The sequence below is a fragment of the Clostridium algidicarnis DSM 15099 genome (assembly GCF_002934235.1).
Taxonomy (GTDB): Bacteria; Bacillota; Clostridia; order Clostridiales; family Clostridiaceae; genus Clostridium_L; species Clostridium_L algidicarnis.
Genome location: NZ_PTIS01000005.1, coordinates 44368 through 64583, shown reverse-complemented (window position 1 = coordinate 64583; position 20216 = coordinate 44368). Strand labels below are relative to the sequence as shown.

Here is a 20216-nt window from a genome sequence, read left to right as displayed (position 1 = left end):
GTTTATCTGCCCTTCTCTAATTCAAAACTATAATTTTATCTGATTTTTCTTCCTTGAGAATCATAAAGCCCAATAAGTTCTGGCTTTCCATCACTTATTCCTTTAACTATGGCAACATCACTGCGTGTTACGAATATTTGTGTTCTAAAAGCCATAATTACAGTATCTGAAACCTTTGTATTTTCTTTTAGTGTAAAATAGTAATCTATACTTTCTAAACTTGGTTCTTCTACATCTATTAATTTACCATTATTTATATCTGTTCCAACTAAAGCTTTTTTTAAGTTAGATCTTCTGTAGTATCCTCCTCCATAACAATAACTGTTTGAATTTAAGTTATGAGAAACTTCACTTACATAAACCATTGCAGGCTTTTCATAGTTATCATGATCACCATGAAATGGCGTAGTACCTGTAAATCCATGTCCAGGCTCTCCATGTGTTCCCCCAAAGGATTTTATAAGCTTCATACTTTCAGTACAATTAGCTGAAGGAAGATTTACCTCTTCTATATTAATGTACATATCTTTTAATATATCTTTTGCCTTTAATACAGTTTTCAAATTATGAGTGTCTTTTATTTTCTTTTCTTTGCTATCATATAAAAAACAAGGAAATGAGGTTAGTCCATGAATCACTATATTTGGTAAACTTCTGAGTTCATCTACAACCTTTTCTAAATCCTTTAAATAAAAACCACCATATTGAGCGGGATATAACATATCTTCATCATCAATAACTCTTAAAGTAATATTTTGCTTTACATTAAGTTTTACTGCTGCCTTAGATATCTCTTTAGCCTTTTCAATAGAGTAAATAGATATAGTTTGTGGCCTTGCAGAAACTATAAGTTCCACATCATTTTTAGGTATTTGTACTAAATGTCCCACATGACCAAGTTTAATACCATTTTCGATATGAATCTTGGCATCTTTATAATCTACAGCCACAGCCCCTTCAAACCCCATATCCACTAAAGCCTTACAAATTAAAGGATTCCTACCTATTTGTTTTCCCATAAAATATAGCTTTATTCCGTACTTATCTGCTTCCTTTTTCATCATCTTTGCATTTTCTAAGATCATATCATAATCTAATACATAGGTATCAGGTGATATAACGCCTTCTTGATGAAGATAAAATGCAGCTTTTATTAGGTTAGGGTTTCTATCTATAGTCTTTTCTAAAAACATAACATCATTCCTCTTCCTTACAATATTTCATAAGCAGTTTTAACACTTTCCTTAAGTATTCTAATAACAGTGTCTGCTCCACTTCTCATAGGATTAATTCTTATCATTCTTTTTTCAAGAGTAGGGTCTGCCTTCCTAAAGGTTCCTGAAATCCTATATATCATTGGAACCATCTCATACTTAGATTCAGCTCCCACTGGATTCGGTGCTGCTCCTAACTTTTCTGATTCTTCTAATACAATATTGGCTATCTCTTTTTCAAATTCTACTAACAAAACCTTTGATTGAGCATTAGCTAAAAAGGCATTTTTAACCCCTTTAACTTCTCCGTTTTTTAGTCTTTCAACCAGCTCTTCATTTACTTCAGCTTGAATAGCTAAAGACACTGGAGCATATACAAGTCCTCTTAATACTTCCATAGCTTCAAATCCTTGTACCTGACTTCCACCTGAATAGTTTAAAGAAACCACTTTTTCAATTAAATCAGCTTTTCCAACTAAAACTCCTACACCTTCTGGTCCTAAAAGTTTAAAGGATGAAAATCCAGATAAATCAGCACCAAGTTGTGTACCTATTTTATCTACCTTCATTACTGCATAATTATCATCAGTTATAATCTTTATATTTTCATTATGCTGTTTTATAAGAGTTATTATCTCTCCAATATCATAGCTATCCTCTAACTTTTGCCTTGTATACTGTACTAATGCTCCATCTAATTTGCTTTTTAATAACACCTTTTTAACTTCATCTATATTATTAAAATCAGCTTTTATAGTTTTTATTCCCATAGTATTTAATGTAACTTCCGTAGTAGGATATATGGGAGCATCATGGACAAGTATACTATCTCCAGGTTTTAAAAAGCTTATAATACCCCATCTTAAAGCACCTGTTCCAGCTCCCCTTACTAAAGTTGCAGCTTCAGCATTAAAAAACTCTGCCAAAACCTTCTCCGCCTTTTTTGTAAATGAAGGTTTATTTAATCCCTTAACTACACCAAGGTCACCAAGGCTTAACACCTCTGAACCATTAAAGTATTTAGTTATGGTATCTATCATCTTAAATTGCATCTTCTTTGCTTCGTCTATTCCTATAGACTTTAAAGGATAAGTATTCATAAAGATTCTCCTATCTAAAGCTTAATTTAAAATTCTTACTATATTCTTTTCTGTAATAGTTTTTATATGATTTTCTGAAATACCACTGTCTAAAAGTCTTGGTATAAAATTATCTAATAAATAAGAATACCCTATACCACCTCTACCTTTTAGATTAGATTTTCTTGTAATATCCATAGACATAAGTACCTTATCACTAAGTCCTCTTTTACATATTTCTTTAAGCATATCTATTCTAACACCATCAGGCTTATAATTTTCTTTTCCAATTGTATCAAAGGCAACATTTGCTCCCTTGTCTATAAGTCTTAATATATAATCTATATCTCCTGTTAAGTCCACATGACTTATTATTAGTTTTTCTATATCCATACCGTAAGATTTTAATAATTCAATTTGTTCTAATCCTAAAGTCCCTAAAGTCGTATGCGTTATTATAGTCTTTCCTGTTTCAACATGAGCCAAAGCCCCTGCAACAAATACCTTTTTCTCTGCTTCTTCTATAATATTGTTACTTGTTCCTATTTCTCCTATAATATCTGCTTTTATATCACTGCCATCAATTCCATTCACTATTTCATCAATCATAATTTTAGACAATTCTTTAGCGGATAAATCATAAACTTCCTTCGGGAAAAATGGAACCTTATAATATCCTGTAGAACATAATATATTCATATTAGTTTCTTTAGCTACGGATTTTATATAATCTATATCTCTACCCATGCCTCTATTAGTTACCTCTATTATGTTTCTAACACCTTTTTTATAAAGGTCCTTAAATTCTTCTACAGTTTCATCAAAGACATTAAGATTGCAATCATCGTTTTGTTTTACTCCAGATAAATCTAATGTTACGTGTTCATGAGAATAAGTTATTCCTTCAACTAATTTCATAAAGTTCATTCCCTCCTTTTAAAATGATGTCCCAATATCTTAAAGATATTGAGACATCTAAGGTTTTAATTTTTTAATCTAATGCCTCACTCATATCTAATGTAAATTTCATATAAATTATCTACTTAACCTTAAACCTATTAAACTATTGGTGGAAGATATAGTCCAACTACAAATAATATGTTAATTAGTATACCTACTAAAATTGCTCCCATAGGACCAACTGCCATATCTACAATAGGCTTCTTTGAAGTTTTGTTAAGTACATAAAGTCCTATAACAACGAATAGTCCAAGTCCTGGTGCCATAGCATTTGCTGCCATAAGTCCACCTACAAGCAATGCAACTTCAAGCACCTTACTCATGGATGTTCTTATATTATCTCCACACTTTTTAACTCCTGGGAATTTATCTAAGAATCTTGCAAGTACATCTAAGAATAATATTTCTAAAGACATTACTCCTGCACCTAATATGAAGGATAATAAAGGATTTTTTACAAGTAATCCAATTACAAATACAAAGGTCATTCCAGCAGGAGCATACACTCCTGTAGTTATTGCTGTAGTTGCTACTAATGGAATAAATCCAATTCCTCTTGCAAAAGCTGTCATAGCTGCTTCTACATTTTTACCTTCTTTAAGTAAGTTTAATGATATAGGGTCTCCTGCAACCATAGCAAGGCTAGTAGCTGCTGAAATAAGTCCACCCATTACTGCAAGTATAGGTAAATTCTTTTTGATCTTTTTAACTCTTTCCGCAAATATAGATACAAGGTCCACCTTTGGTGCATTAGGATCTGGTTTTTCTTTCATTGCAAATACAAGCATTATAATCATACCTGCAAGTAAAGCCATTCCTTCTTGATCTATCTTAATTGTTGCTCCATTCCACTTAAACTTTCCATAATATAATGTTATTTGTCTAACTAAAAATGAAATACATAATGTAATGATACCTTTTTTAAATCCAAATTGATAAGCTACAACTAAAGCTGGGAATACAGCAAATGCTGCAACAACTGGTGCTCCAACTTGTCCTAGTTGAGGCAAGAAATTAATTGGTAATTTAGCAAATAAATCTACAATAGCTTGAAGTCCGCTAACAAGACCTAAACCATATAAAGCTCCTATAACTCCTGACATTATGATACCTTTTTTACCACTTGGGCACCAACTTCCGATGATGTCTGTTCCTAGTAGTATACTGTGTATTAAAATAATAGAAGCTGCTATAGAAACTGGTATACCAAATCCTATAACTAGTCCAAAGCTTAAGGCGAAAGATGTGGCTGCTAAAGCTTTTTTATCCATCCTTCCTTCTAAGTATTCTGGGACTACGGGTCTTAACCCATCATTAAACACTGCAACTCCCATGTTTGAAAGTATAGCTGCAAGAGCCCCTAAAAGTGCTATAATTACAAATTTCATGTAAAACCCTCCTATTTTTTATATTTTTATATAATGTCTGATATTTAAAATTAGATTTAATTCAGATTTAATATTGGTTTTAATACTAAACTTAAAATGGAATTTAATATCAGACTTAATATCATATTTTTAACCTTCTAGTATTTTGTTAATTATGATTGGAATAACTGTATCTGCATGTTGTGGTGTAAATCCAAATGCCTTTTTTCCTGCTTCAATTTCACTTATGATTGCTTCTTTACTTTTTATATTTCCTGGCATTGAAACTGTAGCACAAAGTCCCATACCTAAAAGCGCTATAGCCATAGCCAAAGCTCCACCGCCACCAGTATTACAAGCTCCTAAATAATAATCTGCTTCTCCTGTTTTAATTGCCATAGCCGCTTCTATATCAGATTTAATCTCTATAGTTGCTCTATCCCCTGCAACCTTTCTAGTTATTTCTGCTACCATATCTTTGTCTAATTGCCCACCTATAACTATTTTAATCATTATTACACATCCTTTATTATATTTTCGTCAGTATTTTTGTCAGTATCTTCATTATGTAGTAAACTACATAAATGCATTATTATAAATCCTTTTTCATTGTCATTAATACTTTTTCCAATTGTTACTTCAATATCCTTAAATATTGCTTCTGCCTTTTTATAATTTTTATCTGCCCTTATCTCCTCATACATAATTTCCTCTATAGGATTCACAGTTTCCCCAATCTTTATTCTTTTAAAAGAAATAGCTAAATGAGTTATTAACATTGATGCATTTTCTTCTGTTAGTTTTATGTTATATTTTTCATCAAACATATCTATTATTTTTATTATATCTCCATGTATGTTTTGGTCTATTTGTCCAGCATCTTTTAAGATAACTAGTCTTGTCATTAAATTCATTTTCCATCCCCCCGAAACTTTTCAATATACATAATTTTGTACATTGAGTTTAAAAAATATCTTTAGACTATTTTTATTTATTATATAAAAGCTTTTTAGTAATTTGGTATGATTTTTTCCTCTACAACTGAGTTTTGATATTTTATGATTTCTTCTTTATTTAAAAATTTCAGTATTAAATTTCTCATTTCTTCTCTATCTTTGTGTATAACTAAAACTGCTTGTGTATTTTTTCCACCATAATCTTCCGATACTACTTTATATTTAACATCTAGCTTCTTATCTCTTATTTCATCAATGGTAGATATAGAGGCATCAATTGTTCCGTTTACTAAATTGCTTATTATTTGGCTATATAATAAATGAACTAACTCTACCTTTTTACCAGCACATTCTTTTAGTGTCATTATCTCATGATCTAATGAAGATGTATCTATTCCAACCCTCATGCCATCTTTTATTTCAGAGCCGAAGTTTTTGTTAAATGCCAGTACATGGTTATCAACAAAGGAGTTTGTACCAAAGTTTACTGCTATTTGTATAGGTTCGCCCTTTTCAATATAATGTTCTGCTGCAAGACAAGACATAACTGCAAAATCATATCTACCTTCTTCTAGAGAATCTAATCTATTTCTAGCTCCCCTCATATATGCAAGGTTTACTGGAAACTTCTTTGCAAATGAGCTTTTATAAATACCTGTAGCAAGTCCTTCATATCTTTTTGAATAAGGAAGTGGCATAACTCCAAGTATACTTTTTATGTCTGCTACTTCTAGAAGTTTTGTATAATCTATATATGTTATAAAAGTTCCAAGATGTCCTCTAGATTCAAAAGATATAGCCTTATATTCTTGTAAAAACTTAATAGCTGATTGAACTGTCCCTCTGGCTGTATTATATCTTTCAGTAAATGTAGCTACAGTGTCTATTCTATCTCCCACATCCTTTGATACAAATTCCTTAGCTAAGGTCATAGCCACATATCCATTCTTTTGCATTAACTTCTCTTTTAAATTCATATTATTTCTCCATGTCAATATACACTTTTTTGTACTTTGTATCTTTATAATACCACATTATAAAAACCTTTTCAACGGTAATTTATAAATTTAATTATTGTTAACTTATAAATGTATATTTTTTAAAGGAACTAAAAAGATACCCTTATATCATAAATATGGTATAAGGGTATCTTTTATATATTTGTATTTGTTTATTTAAAAAATATATCTTCTATATTTTTTATTAAATCTTAAACTTATTTACTTCTTCACTCATTTCATTGGTTTTGTCACTTAAAGAGGTTACTGAAGTGTGCATTTCTTTACTAGTTTCAGCCATTTGCTCACTAGATGCTGCTATTTCTTCTGAGGATGCTGATATTTCTTCGGAAATAGCGGATATTGCCTCTGTCTTATATAGTATGTCTTTTTTCTTTTCGTTAAGCTGTTCAAAGCCTTCGGTAAGTAAATTTATTTTAGGGGTAATTGTTATCATTGAAGTGGATATAGATTTAAATGATTCCATGCTATTTTCTATACTAACCTTTTGTTCTTGAAGCTTGGAATTCATTTCAGTTGTACCATTTTCAATAATATTGGCATCTTCTAATACATTTCTAACAAGATCATAAATTGTAGTTGAAGATTCTTTGCTCTTTTCTGCTAGGTTTCTTATTTCTTCTGCAACTACAGCAAAACCTCTTCCAGCTTCTCCTGCTCTAGCTGCTTCAATAGCTGCATTTAGTGCAAGTAAATTAGTTTGTTCTGCTATATTATTAATTAAATCTGTTATTTCATTTACTTTTTCTATGCTCTCACTCATCTTTGATATCTTCATTGTAAATCCGCTGAAATTATTTACTAATTCATCTAAAGATGCTGTTATCTTCAACATATCTTCATTACTTACATCTGCCTTTTTACTTATACCTTCAGATAAGGAGTCTATTTCACCAATAGATCCATTCATTGCCTCTAAGCCTACACTAAAGTTTTCTAACATATCAACTATAGATACTAAATCTTGAGCCTGCTGAGAAGCTCCTTCTGCTACTTGGTCTATAGCTGCATATATATTTTGAGAGCTTTCATTAAATTCTTCAGAAACTTTAACTAAATCTTTAGAGCTGCCCTGTATATCATTAGAGTTTTTCTTTATATTAGATATCATCTTACCTACAGAATCCTTACTTGTTTGAAGTGCTCTTGCCATAATGCCTGTTTCATCTTTTTTATCTTGATGTTTTTGTGGCACATCCATACTAAAGTCTCCAGTAGCCATTACATTTATATATTCTTTTATATTATTCAAACTTTTAGCTAGCTTATCAGACAACAACCAGATAACAACTATAGCTAAAATTATGAATGCTAAAGATACTATAGCTATACTGATTTTAAGTGCATCAAGACTACTTAAAACATCTTTTTCTTCAGCATATACCCCTAAGGACCAATCTGTATCTTTAATTGGAGCATAAGCCATATACTTACTCATACCCCCATATGTATACTTTCCTATTCCGCTTTCTCTATCTACCATCTTTTGTTCAATCATAGCTCTACTAACTAAATCTTTATCTTGCGCTTGTAATGCTATGGTATTTTCTTTGCTTATAACCTTTTCTTTATCTTCATGAGCAATTACATCACCATTTTTTCCAATAACATAAGCTCGTCCAGTTTTTCCAAATTCAACTGTATCGTTTAATTTTGCAATTTCATTTCCGTCTCTTAATGCTACTAATACCCCTACCACATTATTGTTATTCTTTATAGGCACAGCATAGGCCATAACTAACTCATTATTACCTGTTTTAGTTACAAAAGGTTCAGACACTGCATTTTCACTTCTAAGAGCCCTTTGAAAATAATCCGTACCTTTTATGTTCTCTGTTATTCCATTAGTGTAGTTTATATCTCCTGATAAATTTGATATGCCTATAGTCATATGTCCATGAGCTTTAACCTCTTCTTCTAATATAACTTTCTTTTCATCAAATTTAATATCAAAATCTTTAACATCACTATCATTAGCTACTGCTTCTAATAATTGATACTTACTTTTTATATCCCCTTGAATATTAGTTGCCATTTGTTTACTCAAAGTTTCCATTAAATTTTGAGCTGTTTCAGTTACAGCTTTCTTACTTCTGCTAAAAGATGTAGCCCCAAGAGAACCACAAACTATTGCTATTAATAAAACAAGGCTTATTACCATTCTTACCTTAATACTTGACCTCTTTTTTTCATTCATTATAACCCCTCCATTATGTCTAACATTATGTTAATATAAAAACCTTTTCACTTACAATTAGTAATCTAATGCAACTGATGATTGAAGCAATGGTTTTAAATTCTTTAGTACATGATTTACATGGTACTCACTTACTTGGTACTTATCCATGTCTTCTTTACTATTAAATCTTGTTATTAATGCTATATCATAAGATCTTTCACTTCGTATGATATCCACGCCTACCTCAAGATATTTAAGTTCTTCTATCTTGCCTTCCATAGAACTTAATATTAAATTAGCCTCTTCCATGTTTTCTTTTGTGGCGTTTTTTAATTTAAATAACACTATATGAGTAAACATAATATCCTCCTTTAATTTCCTAACATTTTTGCTGATAACATGCTCTTACCTATAAGCTGTCTTTTAAAATTTATCATATTAACTTCTACCTTGCAGTAATTTCTTCCCATATCAACTATGTCTGCTTCTAAGGTAACTTTAGTATCTAGTTGAAGTGGTTTCATGAAATAAGTGCTTATATTATCTACAGAAACATTTATATCTCTTTCTCTTAAAGCTGTAATAGCTGCTGCTGATAATAGCATATTAAGAGAACTCCAAGAAGCTGTTCCAATGGAATCTATCATCTCCGATGCTATATTACCTGTAAATATAGTTTTATCTCCTATAACTTCATATTCAAAATTTGCTAATATTAATTCTTCTAGGCTTTCTGACCTTTGAGGCTGCCTTGTCATATATGCAAAGGTGTCTGTAACATCATCTCTTTTTATTATGCCTATAAGCTTTTTCCCATCTATTACGGGGCAAAGTTCAATATCTTCAAGTCCCATAACATAAGCTGCATAGGCAACTGTAGTCTTTGGTGTCACTGTTATAGGATTTTTAGACATTATCTTTCCTATGGGCTGATTTATATCTACATCTAAAGATAAATCTTTAGATGTTATTATACCTACAACCTTCATATGTTCATCTACCACTGGATACCTTACAAAGTTGGTGTCACTAACCATCTTCTTCCAATCATTTAGGGTATGATTTACCTTTAAATAATAGGGATCCTTTTTCATTATGTCTTCCACTAATATAATATCTTTCTTCATGGTATTTTCAGTCATGGCCTTATTTATCATAGTGGCGGTAATGAAACTATCATATTTAGAGGAAATAATAGGTAAGGACTTTTCATCTGCTAATCTTTTTACTTTTTCATTGCACTGAAATCCACCTGTTATAAGTACTGCGGCTCCATTATTAAGAGCTAATTCTTGTGCAAGGTCGCGATTTCCAACTATAAGAAGTGATCCTTGTTCTATATATTTAGACATAGCCTCTATAGTCATAGCTCCTATGGCTAGCTTTTTTAGGGATTTATGTATACCGCTTCTTCCAGCTATTATACTGCCTCCAACTATATTAACTACGTCAGCAAAGGTTAAAGATTCACTTTTTTTCCTTTTTAATTTATCAACTCTAATAGTGCCTACTCTAGGTATGGTGGATACTATACCCTTTTCATCACATTCTTTTATAGCCTTATATGCAGTACCTTCACTAATGCCAAGTTCAATTGCTATGCCTCTAACTGATATCTTATGCCCTGGTTCTAATGAAAGTATATAATCAACAGTTTTGCTATGCTTAGACATGTTTACCTTCCTTCTTTTCTTAATTCTTCTGCTATTTTTTCTATTTTTCTTAGTCTATGATTTATTCCTGATTTTCCTACAGGTGGTACTAACATTTCACCAAGCTCCTTTAAGGATTCATCTGGAAATTTTAATCTTAGTTCTGCAATTTCTCTTAAATTTTTAGGAAGTCTGCCAAGTCCTATTTCACTTTCAATAAAGTTAATACATTCTACCTGTCTTACAGCTGCATTAACTGTCTTACTAAGGTTAGCTGTTTCGCAGTTAACAAGTCTATTTACATTATTTCTCATTTCCTTCATTATTCTAATATTTTCAAGTTCTAATAAGGAATTATGGGCGCCTATTATATTTAATAAGTCTACTATTTGTTCTCCCTCTTTAATATATACTATATAACTATTTTTTCTTTGTATAAATTTAGAGTTTAGGCCATAGGTATTTATAAGATTACTTAAATCCTCTGCGTACTCTATGTTATGAGTTACAAATTCTAGGTGATAAGTCTTTTCAGGGTTACTTATGCTTCCCCCTCCTAAAAATGCTCCTCTTATATATGCTTTACGAGCAGTATCCTCTTTAACTAACTCTTCTTTTATTCCATAATCTAAGGATATTACTCCTTCTTCTTCTTTTAATATACTAGAAAGTTTCAAAAAGCTTCTTACTCCCATTTCTTCTGTAATCATTACAATATATAAATTATTTTTCTTTAAGGAATTACTTTTTTTCACTAAAAGCCTTGCATGTATCTTAAAATATTCTTTTAATAATGTAAATATCAATCTTGCTGTAGCTGGATTTTCTGTTGCTATTTTAAAGCTAAGTTGCTTATTCCCAGCAAATGTAAGCGTCCCACTGACCTTCATTATAGCTGATATTTGTGCTAAAGCTTCTTCCTTTGTTACCTTTTCAATTCTACATAGCTCACCTTTTACCTGTGATGAAAACGACATATCTCATTCTCCTAATTCTACTTTTTCTTTTGATTTTGCTTTTGCTTTAATCTTTCTGAAAGATAGAAGTACTCAATTATCTTCTTTCTATCATAAAATAACTTTTTATCCATTATAGTTTCTACTATTACAGAAGCTAACTTTTCAGAATCGTGTCTTATAAGTCCTTTTGTTGTCTTTACAAAATCAGATTCTATTAATTTTATATTTAACTTTTCAAGTTCTTTTTCATCTTTAGTTACTAATTTAGATTTTTCCTCTAAATACTTTTCTTCAAGTTCCTTTCCTATTTCTCCTATATTTGCAATTACATAATCAATTACTCCATCATAGGAATGGTCAATAATAGCTTTAACATGATCAACTACAGTGTAGTCATCTGTTTCACCAGGTTGAGTCATTATGTTAGAAACATATATTTTAATAGCAGAAGTTTTCTTGATCGCCTCTCCTATATCTTTTACCAATAAATTTGGAATTACACTAGTATATAGACTTCCAGGTCCGAGTATTATAGCATCTGCAGTTTTTATGGCCTCCACAGAATCTACTAAGGCCTTAGCATCCTTTGGTTCAATCATAATTTTACTAATAGAACTTTTTTGACTTATTGCCTCTTTTGGTATATTTGATTCCCCTTTTACAATGTTACCATTTTTAAGTTCGCACTTAAGAACCATGTTTTCTAGAGTTACTGGCATAACCTTTCCTGTAACTGCTAAAACTGAACTCATCTTTTTAACAGCTTCTTCAAAGTTATCTGAAATACCATCCATAGCTGCTAAAAATAAATTTCCAAAACTTTGATCTTTAAGTCTTCCTTCTTCAAACCTATATTGCAAAAGTTCTTCCATTAGTGGCTCTGTATCTGCCAAGGCTAAAATACAGTTCCTTATGTCTCCCGGTGGCAGAATTCCAAGATCTTCCCTAAGGTCTCCTGAGCCTCCACCATCATCTGCTACAGTTACTATGGCTGTAATATTAGAGGTGTAATACTTAAGACCTCTAAGCATAGTAGAGAGTCCTGTACCACCTCCGATTACAACTATCTTAGGCCCTTTAACAAGTAATCGTTTTTCATAAATCAAACTTTCTAATTTTTTTGAGTCTATAGAAAATTTCAGATATCCGCTATTTATAAGTGCCATTATAGACTTTATACCTTCTGTTACAGATATATATAAGATAAAAATACCTGTTACATTAAGTAGTATATAAAAGCCTTTATAGTACCAGTTATAAAGCATATGTCTAGAAAGCTCATTCAAGCCAAATATAATAAGGATGATCCCAAATATAGCAAAAACAACCCACCTCTTTACCTTTATACCAGGTCTTAGCCAATCTCTAAATTTCATAACCTTTTTCCACCTTTATTTGTATCTTCATTTATATCTCGATGATCTATGTTGGCATTTATTCCTTCACTTACCAAGTTATCATATATAAGTCTAGATATAGCTACAGATCTATGTCTTCCACCTGTACAACCTATGGCAACAATGAGTTGCTTTTTTCCTTCCTTTATATAGTTTGGTATTAGAAATTCCAGCATATCTTCAAGTCTACTTACAAAACCTTTTGTTTCATCATGTTTTAATACATATTCTTTAACCTGATTATCAAGTCCTGAAAACTTTTTTAGTTCAGGTATATAAAAGGGATTAGGTATAAATCTTACATCAAAAACTAAATCAGCATCTAAAGGTATCCCATACTTAAATCCAAAAGAAAGTATAGTGATACTTAAATATTTGGATTTATCTCCTCCATCTCCATAAATAGAATTTATCTTTTCACGAAGCTCTTTTATGGATAAATTTGAAGTATCGATAATATTATCTGATTTTTCTTTTACCTCTTTTAGTCTACCTCGCTCAAGAGCTATGCCCTTAGTTAGTCTTCCATCCTTTGCTAAAGGATGACTTCTTCTAGATTCCTTGAATCTTTTTACTAAAACCTCATCTGTGGCCTCTAGAAATAATATTTCATATTTAAAATCATTTTTCTTAAGATATACTAAACTTTCGAAAAGGGCATCAAAAAACAGACCTCCTCGTATATCGATAACCAATGCTATTTTTTCAAGTTTACCTTGACTTTGTATACAAACCTCTGCAAATTTAGGTATCAAAGTTGGTGGTAAATTATCTACGCAAAAATAGCCTAAATCCTCTAAATTTCTCGTTGCTTCACTTTTTCCTGCTCCTGATAAGCCTGTCACAATTAAAAATCTCATAGTATCACTCCCATACCCTGCTAATTAAATTTATTATAACACATATGGCTCTTATTTATAATAATTTAAAGTATCTATATTATGTTAATCTAAAAAAAATAGACTATGCTACTACAATAATAAATATTTATAGTAACAAAGTCTATTTTAAAGCTTAAATGCCTCTAAAAGTAACAGTTTAATCTCATATATACTTTTATTTTAATTTTATCCCATGACCTCTTTTAATGCTTTAATCATCTTTTCATTTTGATCTCTAGTTCCAATAGTTATTCTTAACCACTGAGGCATGTCTAGTAAAAACCCTGGTCTTATTATTATGCCTTTTTTTAGAAGTGCATCATATATTGGTTTATCATCTCTATTTAAGTTCACCATAATAAAGTTAGTATGAGTTTTTATATAATCTAATTTCATTTTTTCGAATTCATCATATAAAAAGATCTTTTCTTCATGATTAGTTTCACATACCTTATTTAGGAATTCTTCATCTAAAAGAGCAGCAATAGCAGCATTTTGAGCAAAAAGATTCACATCAAAAGGATTAATTACTCTATTTAAATATCCTACTAATTCTTCTGTTGCAACTCCATATCCACATCTCAGTGAAGCAAGTCCATAAGCCTTAGAAAATGTTCTTAATACTATTATGTTAGGATTTTCTTTTAAAAGTTCTATGGAATCTGGGAAATCATCAGATTCTACATATTCAACGTAAGCCTCGTCCATCACTATAATAACTCTTTCTGGTATTCTTTTTAAAACCTTGTCAAATTCTTCTTTTTTGAATATATTTCCTGTAGGATTGTTAGGATTACAAAACCAAATTATCTTTGTCTTATCTGTTATTGCATCTACCATAGCTTCAATGTCTAGTCCGTTGTTTTTCATAGGTATCTTTATGGATTTAGCTCCCATAAGTCTTGTGTTAGTATCATATCTTGGGAAGGTAACATTTGCCATTATACTTTCATCATCTTCTGATAAAAGGGTATTACATAAAACCTTTATTAATGAGTCTGAGCCTGCGCCACAAAATATTTGATCCTTATTAACATTTAACTTTTTACTTAGGGCAAGCTTTAGCTCATAACTAGCTGAATCAGGATAAAGTGCCGAATCATTTATCATGTTTTTGATAACTTCTTTAGCTTTAGGAGAACAACCTAATGGATTTTCATTAGATGCAAGTTTTATAACACTATCCAATCCAAGCTCTCTTTTTACCTCACTAATAGGCTTTCCAGCCACATACTTTTCAACGTTTAGTACTTCTTTTCTGATAGAATAACTCATAATCCCCTACCTCTTATAAAAGTAGATCATATAAGAGATAGATTCACCCCCCTTATTTATATATTCTTATTGAATATAGCTTAAAGCTACTCAATTTAGAAACTAAAATTTTAAGAATAAGGTGTAGTTAGTTCTAGTCTTCTCCTATTATTCTAACCTCTGGATGTAAATCTACATTAAAGTTTTTTGATACAGTTTTTTGGACGAGTTCTATAAGATCTAATATATCTTTTGCAGTTGCATTTTTTTTGTTTATTATGAATCCTGAGTGTTTTTCTGATACCGCTGCCCCTCCAAGTACTGTTCCTTTTAGTCCAGAATCTTCTATAAGCTTCCCTGCAAAATGTCCTTCTGGTCTTTTAAATGTGCTACCTGCTGAAGGATATTCTAAGGGCTGTTTATCTTCTCTTCTATATGTGAGTTCATCAATTCTAGCCTTTATCTTCAAAGGATCTGCCTTTTTAAGCTTTATAGTTACACTTAGAACAATGTAATTATATTTCATAACTGCACTAGTTCTATAACCAAGCTCTAAATCCTCATTTTTCAAAGTTATAATGTTGCAATCTTTATCCATAACCACTGCTTCTGTTACAACATTCACCATTTCCCCATCGTAGGCTCCTGCATTCATTGTAACTGCTCCACCTACACTACCTGGAATTCCACAGGCAAATTCAAAGCCTGTTAGATTGTGTTTAAGGGCACAACCTGACATATCTTTTAACTTTGCTCCTCCAAGAGCAATTATTTTATCTTCATCTACAGTTATCTTGTCTAATTTACTAAGCTTTATTATAACTCCTCTAAATCCACCATCTTTAACTAATAGATTGGATCCGTTGCCTATGATATAATATAAAGTCTTTTCATCATCACATATCTTTATTGATGCAATTAGTTCTTCTGTAGTTTTTGGGGTAATTAAAATATCTGCTTTTCCCCCTACTTTGAAATAAGTATGGTTTTTCATTGATTCATTTAATAAAATGTCTTCTTTATCTAATAACTTTTCTAATTTAGAAATTAAGCAACTATAATGATTCATTCTACTTCTCCTCAAACTTACTTATGTTATAGTGTTTTTATTATTTAATTTCATAACAATAAATATATTATAATATATTTATATTTATTAGTCTATTATAGGTTATAATCTTTAAGTTTTCCTTTGTATTTTAAATATTTAATTAATCTTTTTTCATCTAAATTCATTATAAGCTCATCTGGCACCTTTGCTTTTTTTAATATTTCTTCGGATTTGTCAAATTTACCTATATCATAACAAATATGAGCATCACTGCCCATTACAATATTTACATTATAATCCCTGCAAAGTGAAGCTATTTTCATGCAATTTTCTTCGCATCCTGGTCTTGACTTAAAGGAGCTATTATTTATTTCAATTAAAACATTTTTTTCTTTAGCTGCCTTTACCACTAATTCTTCTATTATTGGAAATGAAGGATTACCTAGGTGACCTATTATATCTACATTAGGATTATCCATAACTCTTAATATAGCCTTTGTATTTTCTTCCCTACCTCTTGAAGTTATACAATTGTCATGAAGGCTTGCTATCATAATATCTAATCTTGATTGAATCCTAGGTGATATATCTAAAGTACCATCAAAATCTATTATATTAGCTTCGCAGCCCTTAAGGTGGATTATGCCCTCCATGTAAAATGGTAAAACCCTAAGATTTGAAAAGTAAAATTCATGAGGTCCTCCTGGCATTTTAGGACCATGATCTGTGGTACATAAAAGCTTAATCCCATGATCTGCTGCCCATCTTACATTTTCTAAAATAGTGCTGTATGCATGCCCACTTTTTATTGTATGAGTATGTGTATCTAAAACGTATTTCATTAAATTCCTCCTGTTTGCTATTTCTGATTTTTAAAGAACTCTATAATACTAATTGCAGCCCTTTTGTCTATAGATGGAGTTTCTATAAGCTCTTCATAGGTTGCATTTTTAATATTATCGATGCCTTTAAATTTTTTGAGAAGTTCTTTTCTTCTTTTGTCTCCTATGTTTGGTATATCGTCTAATATAGAATGAAGTATTCTTTTATCTCTTAAAGTCCTATGATAAGTTATTGCAAATCTATGGACTTCATCTTGCATCCTTGTTATAAGTTGCATAACATTAGAACTCATTGGTATTATTAGCTCTTCATTATTAAATATAAGCCCTCTTGTTTTGTGGTTATCATCTTTCACCATACCGCAAACTGGAATATTTATATTTAAATCTTTTAGCACATCTAGTGCTATATTTACTTGACCTTTTCCTCCATCCATCATTATGATTTCAGGAAATACATGAAACTTGCCTTCACTTAATTTAATATTTCTCTCTTGTATGCTTTTAACTTCTGATAGTCCACGATTAAATCTTCTAGTTAGTATTTCTTTCATGCTTTCATAATCATTGGCACCTTTTACAGTGTTTATCTTAAATCTTCTGTAGTCGCTATTTTTAGCTCTACCATCTTCAAATACTATCATACTTCCCACAGAATCCATACCCTGTATATTTGAAATATCATAACTTTCTATCCTATGTGGAATATAATCTAAATTTAACAAATCTGCAAGTTCTGTAAGTGCCACCTTATGAATTTCTTTATCTCTTAACATCTTAGATTTAAATTGCTCTAGTGTGAGCTTTGCATTTTTTTCTACCATATCTAAAAGTCGCTTTTTTTCTCCCTTTTGAGGAATCTTAAGCTCAACTTTGCTACCTCTTTTTATGGAAAGCCACTCTTCTAAAAGTTCTCCATCTTCTATTTCTGGCACATAAATACTTTTAGGTATATGGGCAGTACCTCCGTAAAAGCTTTTTATAAACTGGGATACTATCTCTGAATCTTTAAATCCTGCAGTATCTTCAAGCATAAAGTGTTCTCTTCCAATTAACTTTCCTTCTCTAAAGAAAAATATCTGCATGCAGGTGTCTTTCTCGTCTCCATACATATTTATAAAATCTTCATTTTCAAAGTGACCTAAGAATATCTTTTGTTTTTCTGCAATCTTTTCTACAGCTAGCATCTTATCTCTAGCTGATGCTGCCTTTTCAAATTTCAGTTCCTCTGCTGCTATATCCATTTCGCTTTTTAGTTGTTGCACTATCTTACTATTCTTGCCATTTAATAAATCAATTATGTCATCTATAAGCTTTTTATAATCTTCTTTACTGATATAACCTGCACAAGGCCCTGTGCAAAGCTTTATTTGGTAGTTTAAACAAGGTCTATACTTAATTCCATCTTCCTTTATTGTAAGCTTACAATTTCTAATAGGAAAGATCTTTTGTATAAGTTCTATGGTTTCATATACAGCTGATACATCTGTGTATGGTCCAAAATACTTATTGCCATCCTTTGCCATGCTCCTTGTTACAAAAACCCTTGGGAATTCCTCATTAGTAGTTATTTTTATAAAAGGATAGTGTTTATCATCCTTTAATAATATATTATATTTAGGCTTATATTTTTTAATAAGGTTACATTCTAATATTAAAGCTTCCATTTCTGAATCTGTCACTATATATTCAAATTCAGCTACGTGACTTACCATAGCTTTAACTTTTTCAGAATGGTTCTTTGAACTTTGGAAATACTGCCTTACTCTATTTTTAAGTATCTTTGCCTTACCTACATATAATACCTCACCTAAGGAATTTTTCATTATATAAACTCCAGGTTTATCTGGTAATATCTTAAGCTGATATTCAAAATCAAACATTATTAATCACCTCTAATATAAAGCACAGCCTTAACTTTTAATATTACTTAGAAAGAGCTGTCTTTAAAACTTTTCCAGCAGCCTTAGCTGCCTTGCCGCCTCCAGCTCCTCCACCCTCTACTATTACAGCAATAGCAACCTCTGGGTCTTCGTAAGGTGCAAAGCCAATAAACCAAGAGTGTGGTGCTGCATCATTTCCATTTTTATCTTTATAGTCTGCTGTACCTGTTTTACCTGCAGCATTAGTTCCATCAAAGGCTCCAGGACCACCTGTTCCACCAGTTATCACAGACCTCATATAATCTTTTATGATCTGTGCATTTTCTTTGGATACAGTATTATCAAGAGGCTGGCTTTCTATATCTTTTATCTTAGTACCTTCTGGAGTTACTATACTCTTAACTAAATGTGGCTTCATCATAGTACCATTATTACCAATAGTGCTTGCAATTAAAGCCATTTGCATAGGACTTGCTAAAATACTACTCTGTCCTATACCTGTTTGGGCTATGTTTCCTTTTTCATCTTTTTTGAGTTCTGGAAATCTTCCCTTATTTATTATAAACCCATCTGCAGGTATATTTTTGTTAAAATAAAACTTTTCAGCAGTATCCTTTAACTTAGCATTACCTAAATCTAAAGCTAAAGTTCCAAAAACCACATTACTTGAATGTCTAAATGCAGCATCTAACTTTAAGTCTCCAAAGGCCACATTATTTAAGTTGCTTAAAGAATCCTTGCTATTGAATACAAGCTTACCTTCGTCTTTAAATACTCTTTGTGTAACCCCTTGAAGGTTTTCTAATGCACTAGCTGTAGTTACTACTTTAAATGTAGATCCTGGTGCGTAAAGGCCTGCTACAGCTCTATTTAACATTGGTGTATTTTCTTCATCCTTCGCTATGGAATCCCATACGCCACTTAGGTCATTAGGATCATAGGCTGGTTTAGATACCATAGCTAAGACCTCTCCTGTTTTAACATTTAATACTACTATAGATCCTTTTTCATTGCCTAGTACATCATAGGCTGCCTTTTGAATATTATAATCCAAGGTAGTAACTACACCATTTCCTACCTTTTCTTTTCCCTTACCAAATATCTTCATAAACTCTCTATTTTTAAAATAATTTTTTAGTGCTTCATAATCTACAGAAAGTCTACTATCACTCATAAGCTCTTCATCGTATTCTTTTTCAAGGCCTGTAAGTCCATAGGTTATATCTGAATATCCTAAGGCATGAACAAACATGGCTCCTCCAGTATATTCTCTTATTTGTGTAGTGGCATCTTTTTTTTCACTTTTAGTTAGGTTTTGCATATTTCTATCGTAGATAGTTCCACGTAAAACTTCATTTCTTTTAGCTTGCATCCTTTTGTTTTCTGGCATACTTGCTATATCTGGTGCCTTAATAGCTGTAAAATATGCTATGTAGGTTATGAGTGCCAAGAAACATAATAAGAAAATCACTAATATATTTCTGATATTTTTAAAAATTTCATCCTTGCTATGATTTTTCATA

18 protein-coding genes are annotated in these 20216 nt (G+C 31.3%); all 18 read right to left on the bottom strand.

What is annotated here, in order from left to right; genetic code table 11:
• Positions 1-35: 35 nt before the first annotated feature.
• On the bottom strand, positions 36-1193 hold the full coding sequence (locus BD821_RS05295) for a YhfX family PLP-dependent enzyme (RefSeq protein ID WP_104409628.1): 1158 nt from the start codon (positions 1191-1193) through the stop codon (positions 36-38).
• A 17-nt stretch (positions 1194-1210) separates the two neighbouring features.
• Positions 1211-2314 (bottom strand): aminotransferase class V-fold PLP-dependent enzyme, encoded by a 1104-nt coding sequence (locus BD821_RS05290; RefSeq protein WP_104409627.1) that lies wholly within the window; start codon positions 2312-2314, stop codon positions 1211-1213.
• Positions 2315-2335: 21 nt separating this feature from the next.
• Positions 2336-3211, bottom strand: coding sequence for a phosphotriesterase family protein (locus tag BD821_RS05285; protein WP_104409626.1), 876 nt, complete (start codon positions 3209-3211; stop codon positions 2336-2338).
• A 140-nt stretch (positions 3212-3351) separates the two neighbouring features.
• On the bottom strand, positions 3352-4641 hold the full coding sequence (locus BD821_RS05280) for a YhfT family protein (RefSeq protein WP_104409625.1): 1290 nt from the start codon (positions 4639-4641) through the stop codon (positions 3352-3354).
• Between the two features lie 129 nt (positions 4642-4770).
• Positions 4771-5133, bottom strand: coding sequence for a DUF2620 domain-containing protein (locus BD821_RS05275; RefSeq protein ID WP_104409624.1), 363 nt, complete (start codon positions 5131-5133; stop codon positions 4771-4773).
• A gap of 2 nt (positions 5134-5135) precedes the next feature.
• Complete coding sequence (locus BD821_RS05270; RefSeq protein ID WP_104409623.1) at positions 5136-5534, bottom strand: PRD domain-containing protein; 399 nt, start codon at positions 5532-5534, stop codon at positions 5136-5138.
• A 95-nt stretch (positions 5535-5629) separates the two neighbouring features.
• Positions 5630-6553, bottom strand: a complete 924-nt coding sequence (gene yhfZ, locus BD821_RS05265; protein WP_104409622.1) for a GntR family transcriptional regulator YhfZ — start codon at positions 6551-6553, stop codon at positions 5630-5632.
• Between the two features lie 226 nt (positions 6554-6779).
• Entirely contained in the window at positions 6780-8792 is a 2013-nt protein-coding gene (locus BD821_RS05260; protein WP_104409621.1) for a methyl-accepting chemotaxis protein, read from the bottom strand.
• A gap of 57 nt (positions 8793-8849) precedes the next feature.
• Positions 8850-9134 carry a Dabb family protein gene (locus BD821_RS05255; protein ID WP_104409620.1) on the bottom strand — a complete coding sequence of 95 codons (285 nt, stop codon included), beginning with the start codon at positions 9132-9134 and terminating at the stop codon, positions 8850-8852.
• 11 nt (positions 9135-9145) lie between these two features.
• Positions 9146-10447, bottom strand: a complete 1302-nt coding sequence (locus BD821_RS05250; protein ID WP_104409619.1) for a DRTGG domain-containing protein — start codon at positions 10445-10447, stop codon at positions 9146-9148.
• Between the two features lie 2 nt (positions 10448-10449).
• Positions 10450-11403, bottom strand: coding sequence for a DNA-binding protein WhiA (gene whiA, locus BD821_RS05245; RefSeq protein ID WP_029452229.1), 954 nt, complete (start codon positions 11401-11403; stop codon positions 10450-10452).
• A gap of 17 nt (positions 11404-11420) precedes the next feature.
• Positions 11421-12761 carry a gluconeogenesis factor YvcK family protein gene (locus BD821_RS05240; RefSeq protein WP_104409618.1) on the bottom strand — a complete coding sequence of 447 codons (1341 nt, stop codon included), beginning with the start codon at positions 12759-12761 and terminating at the stop codon, positions 11421-11423.
• A complete protein-coding gene (gene rapZ / locus BD821_RS05235) occupies positions 12758-13642 on the bottom strand; it encodes an RNase adapter RapZ (RefSeq protein ID WP_104409617.1) in 885 nt (294 codons plus the stop codon). Before rapZ ends, BD821_RS05240 begins: the two co-directional genes overlap by 4 nt.
• Before the next feature lie 207 nt (positions 13643-13849).
• Positions 13850-14938, bottom strand: coding sequence for a histidinol-phosphate transaminase (hisC, locus tag BD821_RS05230; RefSeq protein WP_104409616.1), 1089 nt, complete (start codon positions 14936-14938; stop codon positions 13850-13852).
• 133 nt (positions 14939-15071) lie between these two features.
• Entirely contained in the window at positions 15072-15986 is a 915-nt protein-coding gene (murB, locus tag BD821_RS05225; RefSeq protein ID WP_104409615.1) for a UDP-N-acetylmuramate dehydrogenase, read from the bottom strand.
• Positions 15987-16081: 95 nt separating this feature from the next.
• The gene (locus BD821_RS05220; protein WP_104409614.1) at positions 16082-16810 is read right to left on the bottom strand and encodes a phosphatase; all 729 of its coding nucleotides are present in this window, start codon (positions 16808-16810) and stop codon (positions 16082-16084) included.
• A 17-nt stretch (positions 16811-16827) separates the two neighbouring features.
• Complete coding sequence (gene uvrC / locus BD821_RS05215) at positions 16828-18693, bottom strand: excinuclease ABC subunit UvrC (RefSeq protein WP_104409613.1); 1866 nt, start codon at positions 18691-18693, stop codon at positions 16828-16830.
• A gap of 43 nt (positions 18694-18736) precedes the next feature.
• Complete coding sequence (locus BD821_RS05210) at positions 18737-20215, bottom strand: peptidoglycan D,D-transpeptidase FtsI family protein (protein ID WP_104409612.1); 1479 nt, start codon at positions 20213-20215, stop codon at positions 18737-18739.
• Position 20216 lies beyond the last annotated feature (1 nt).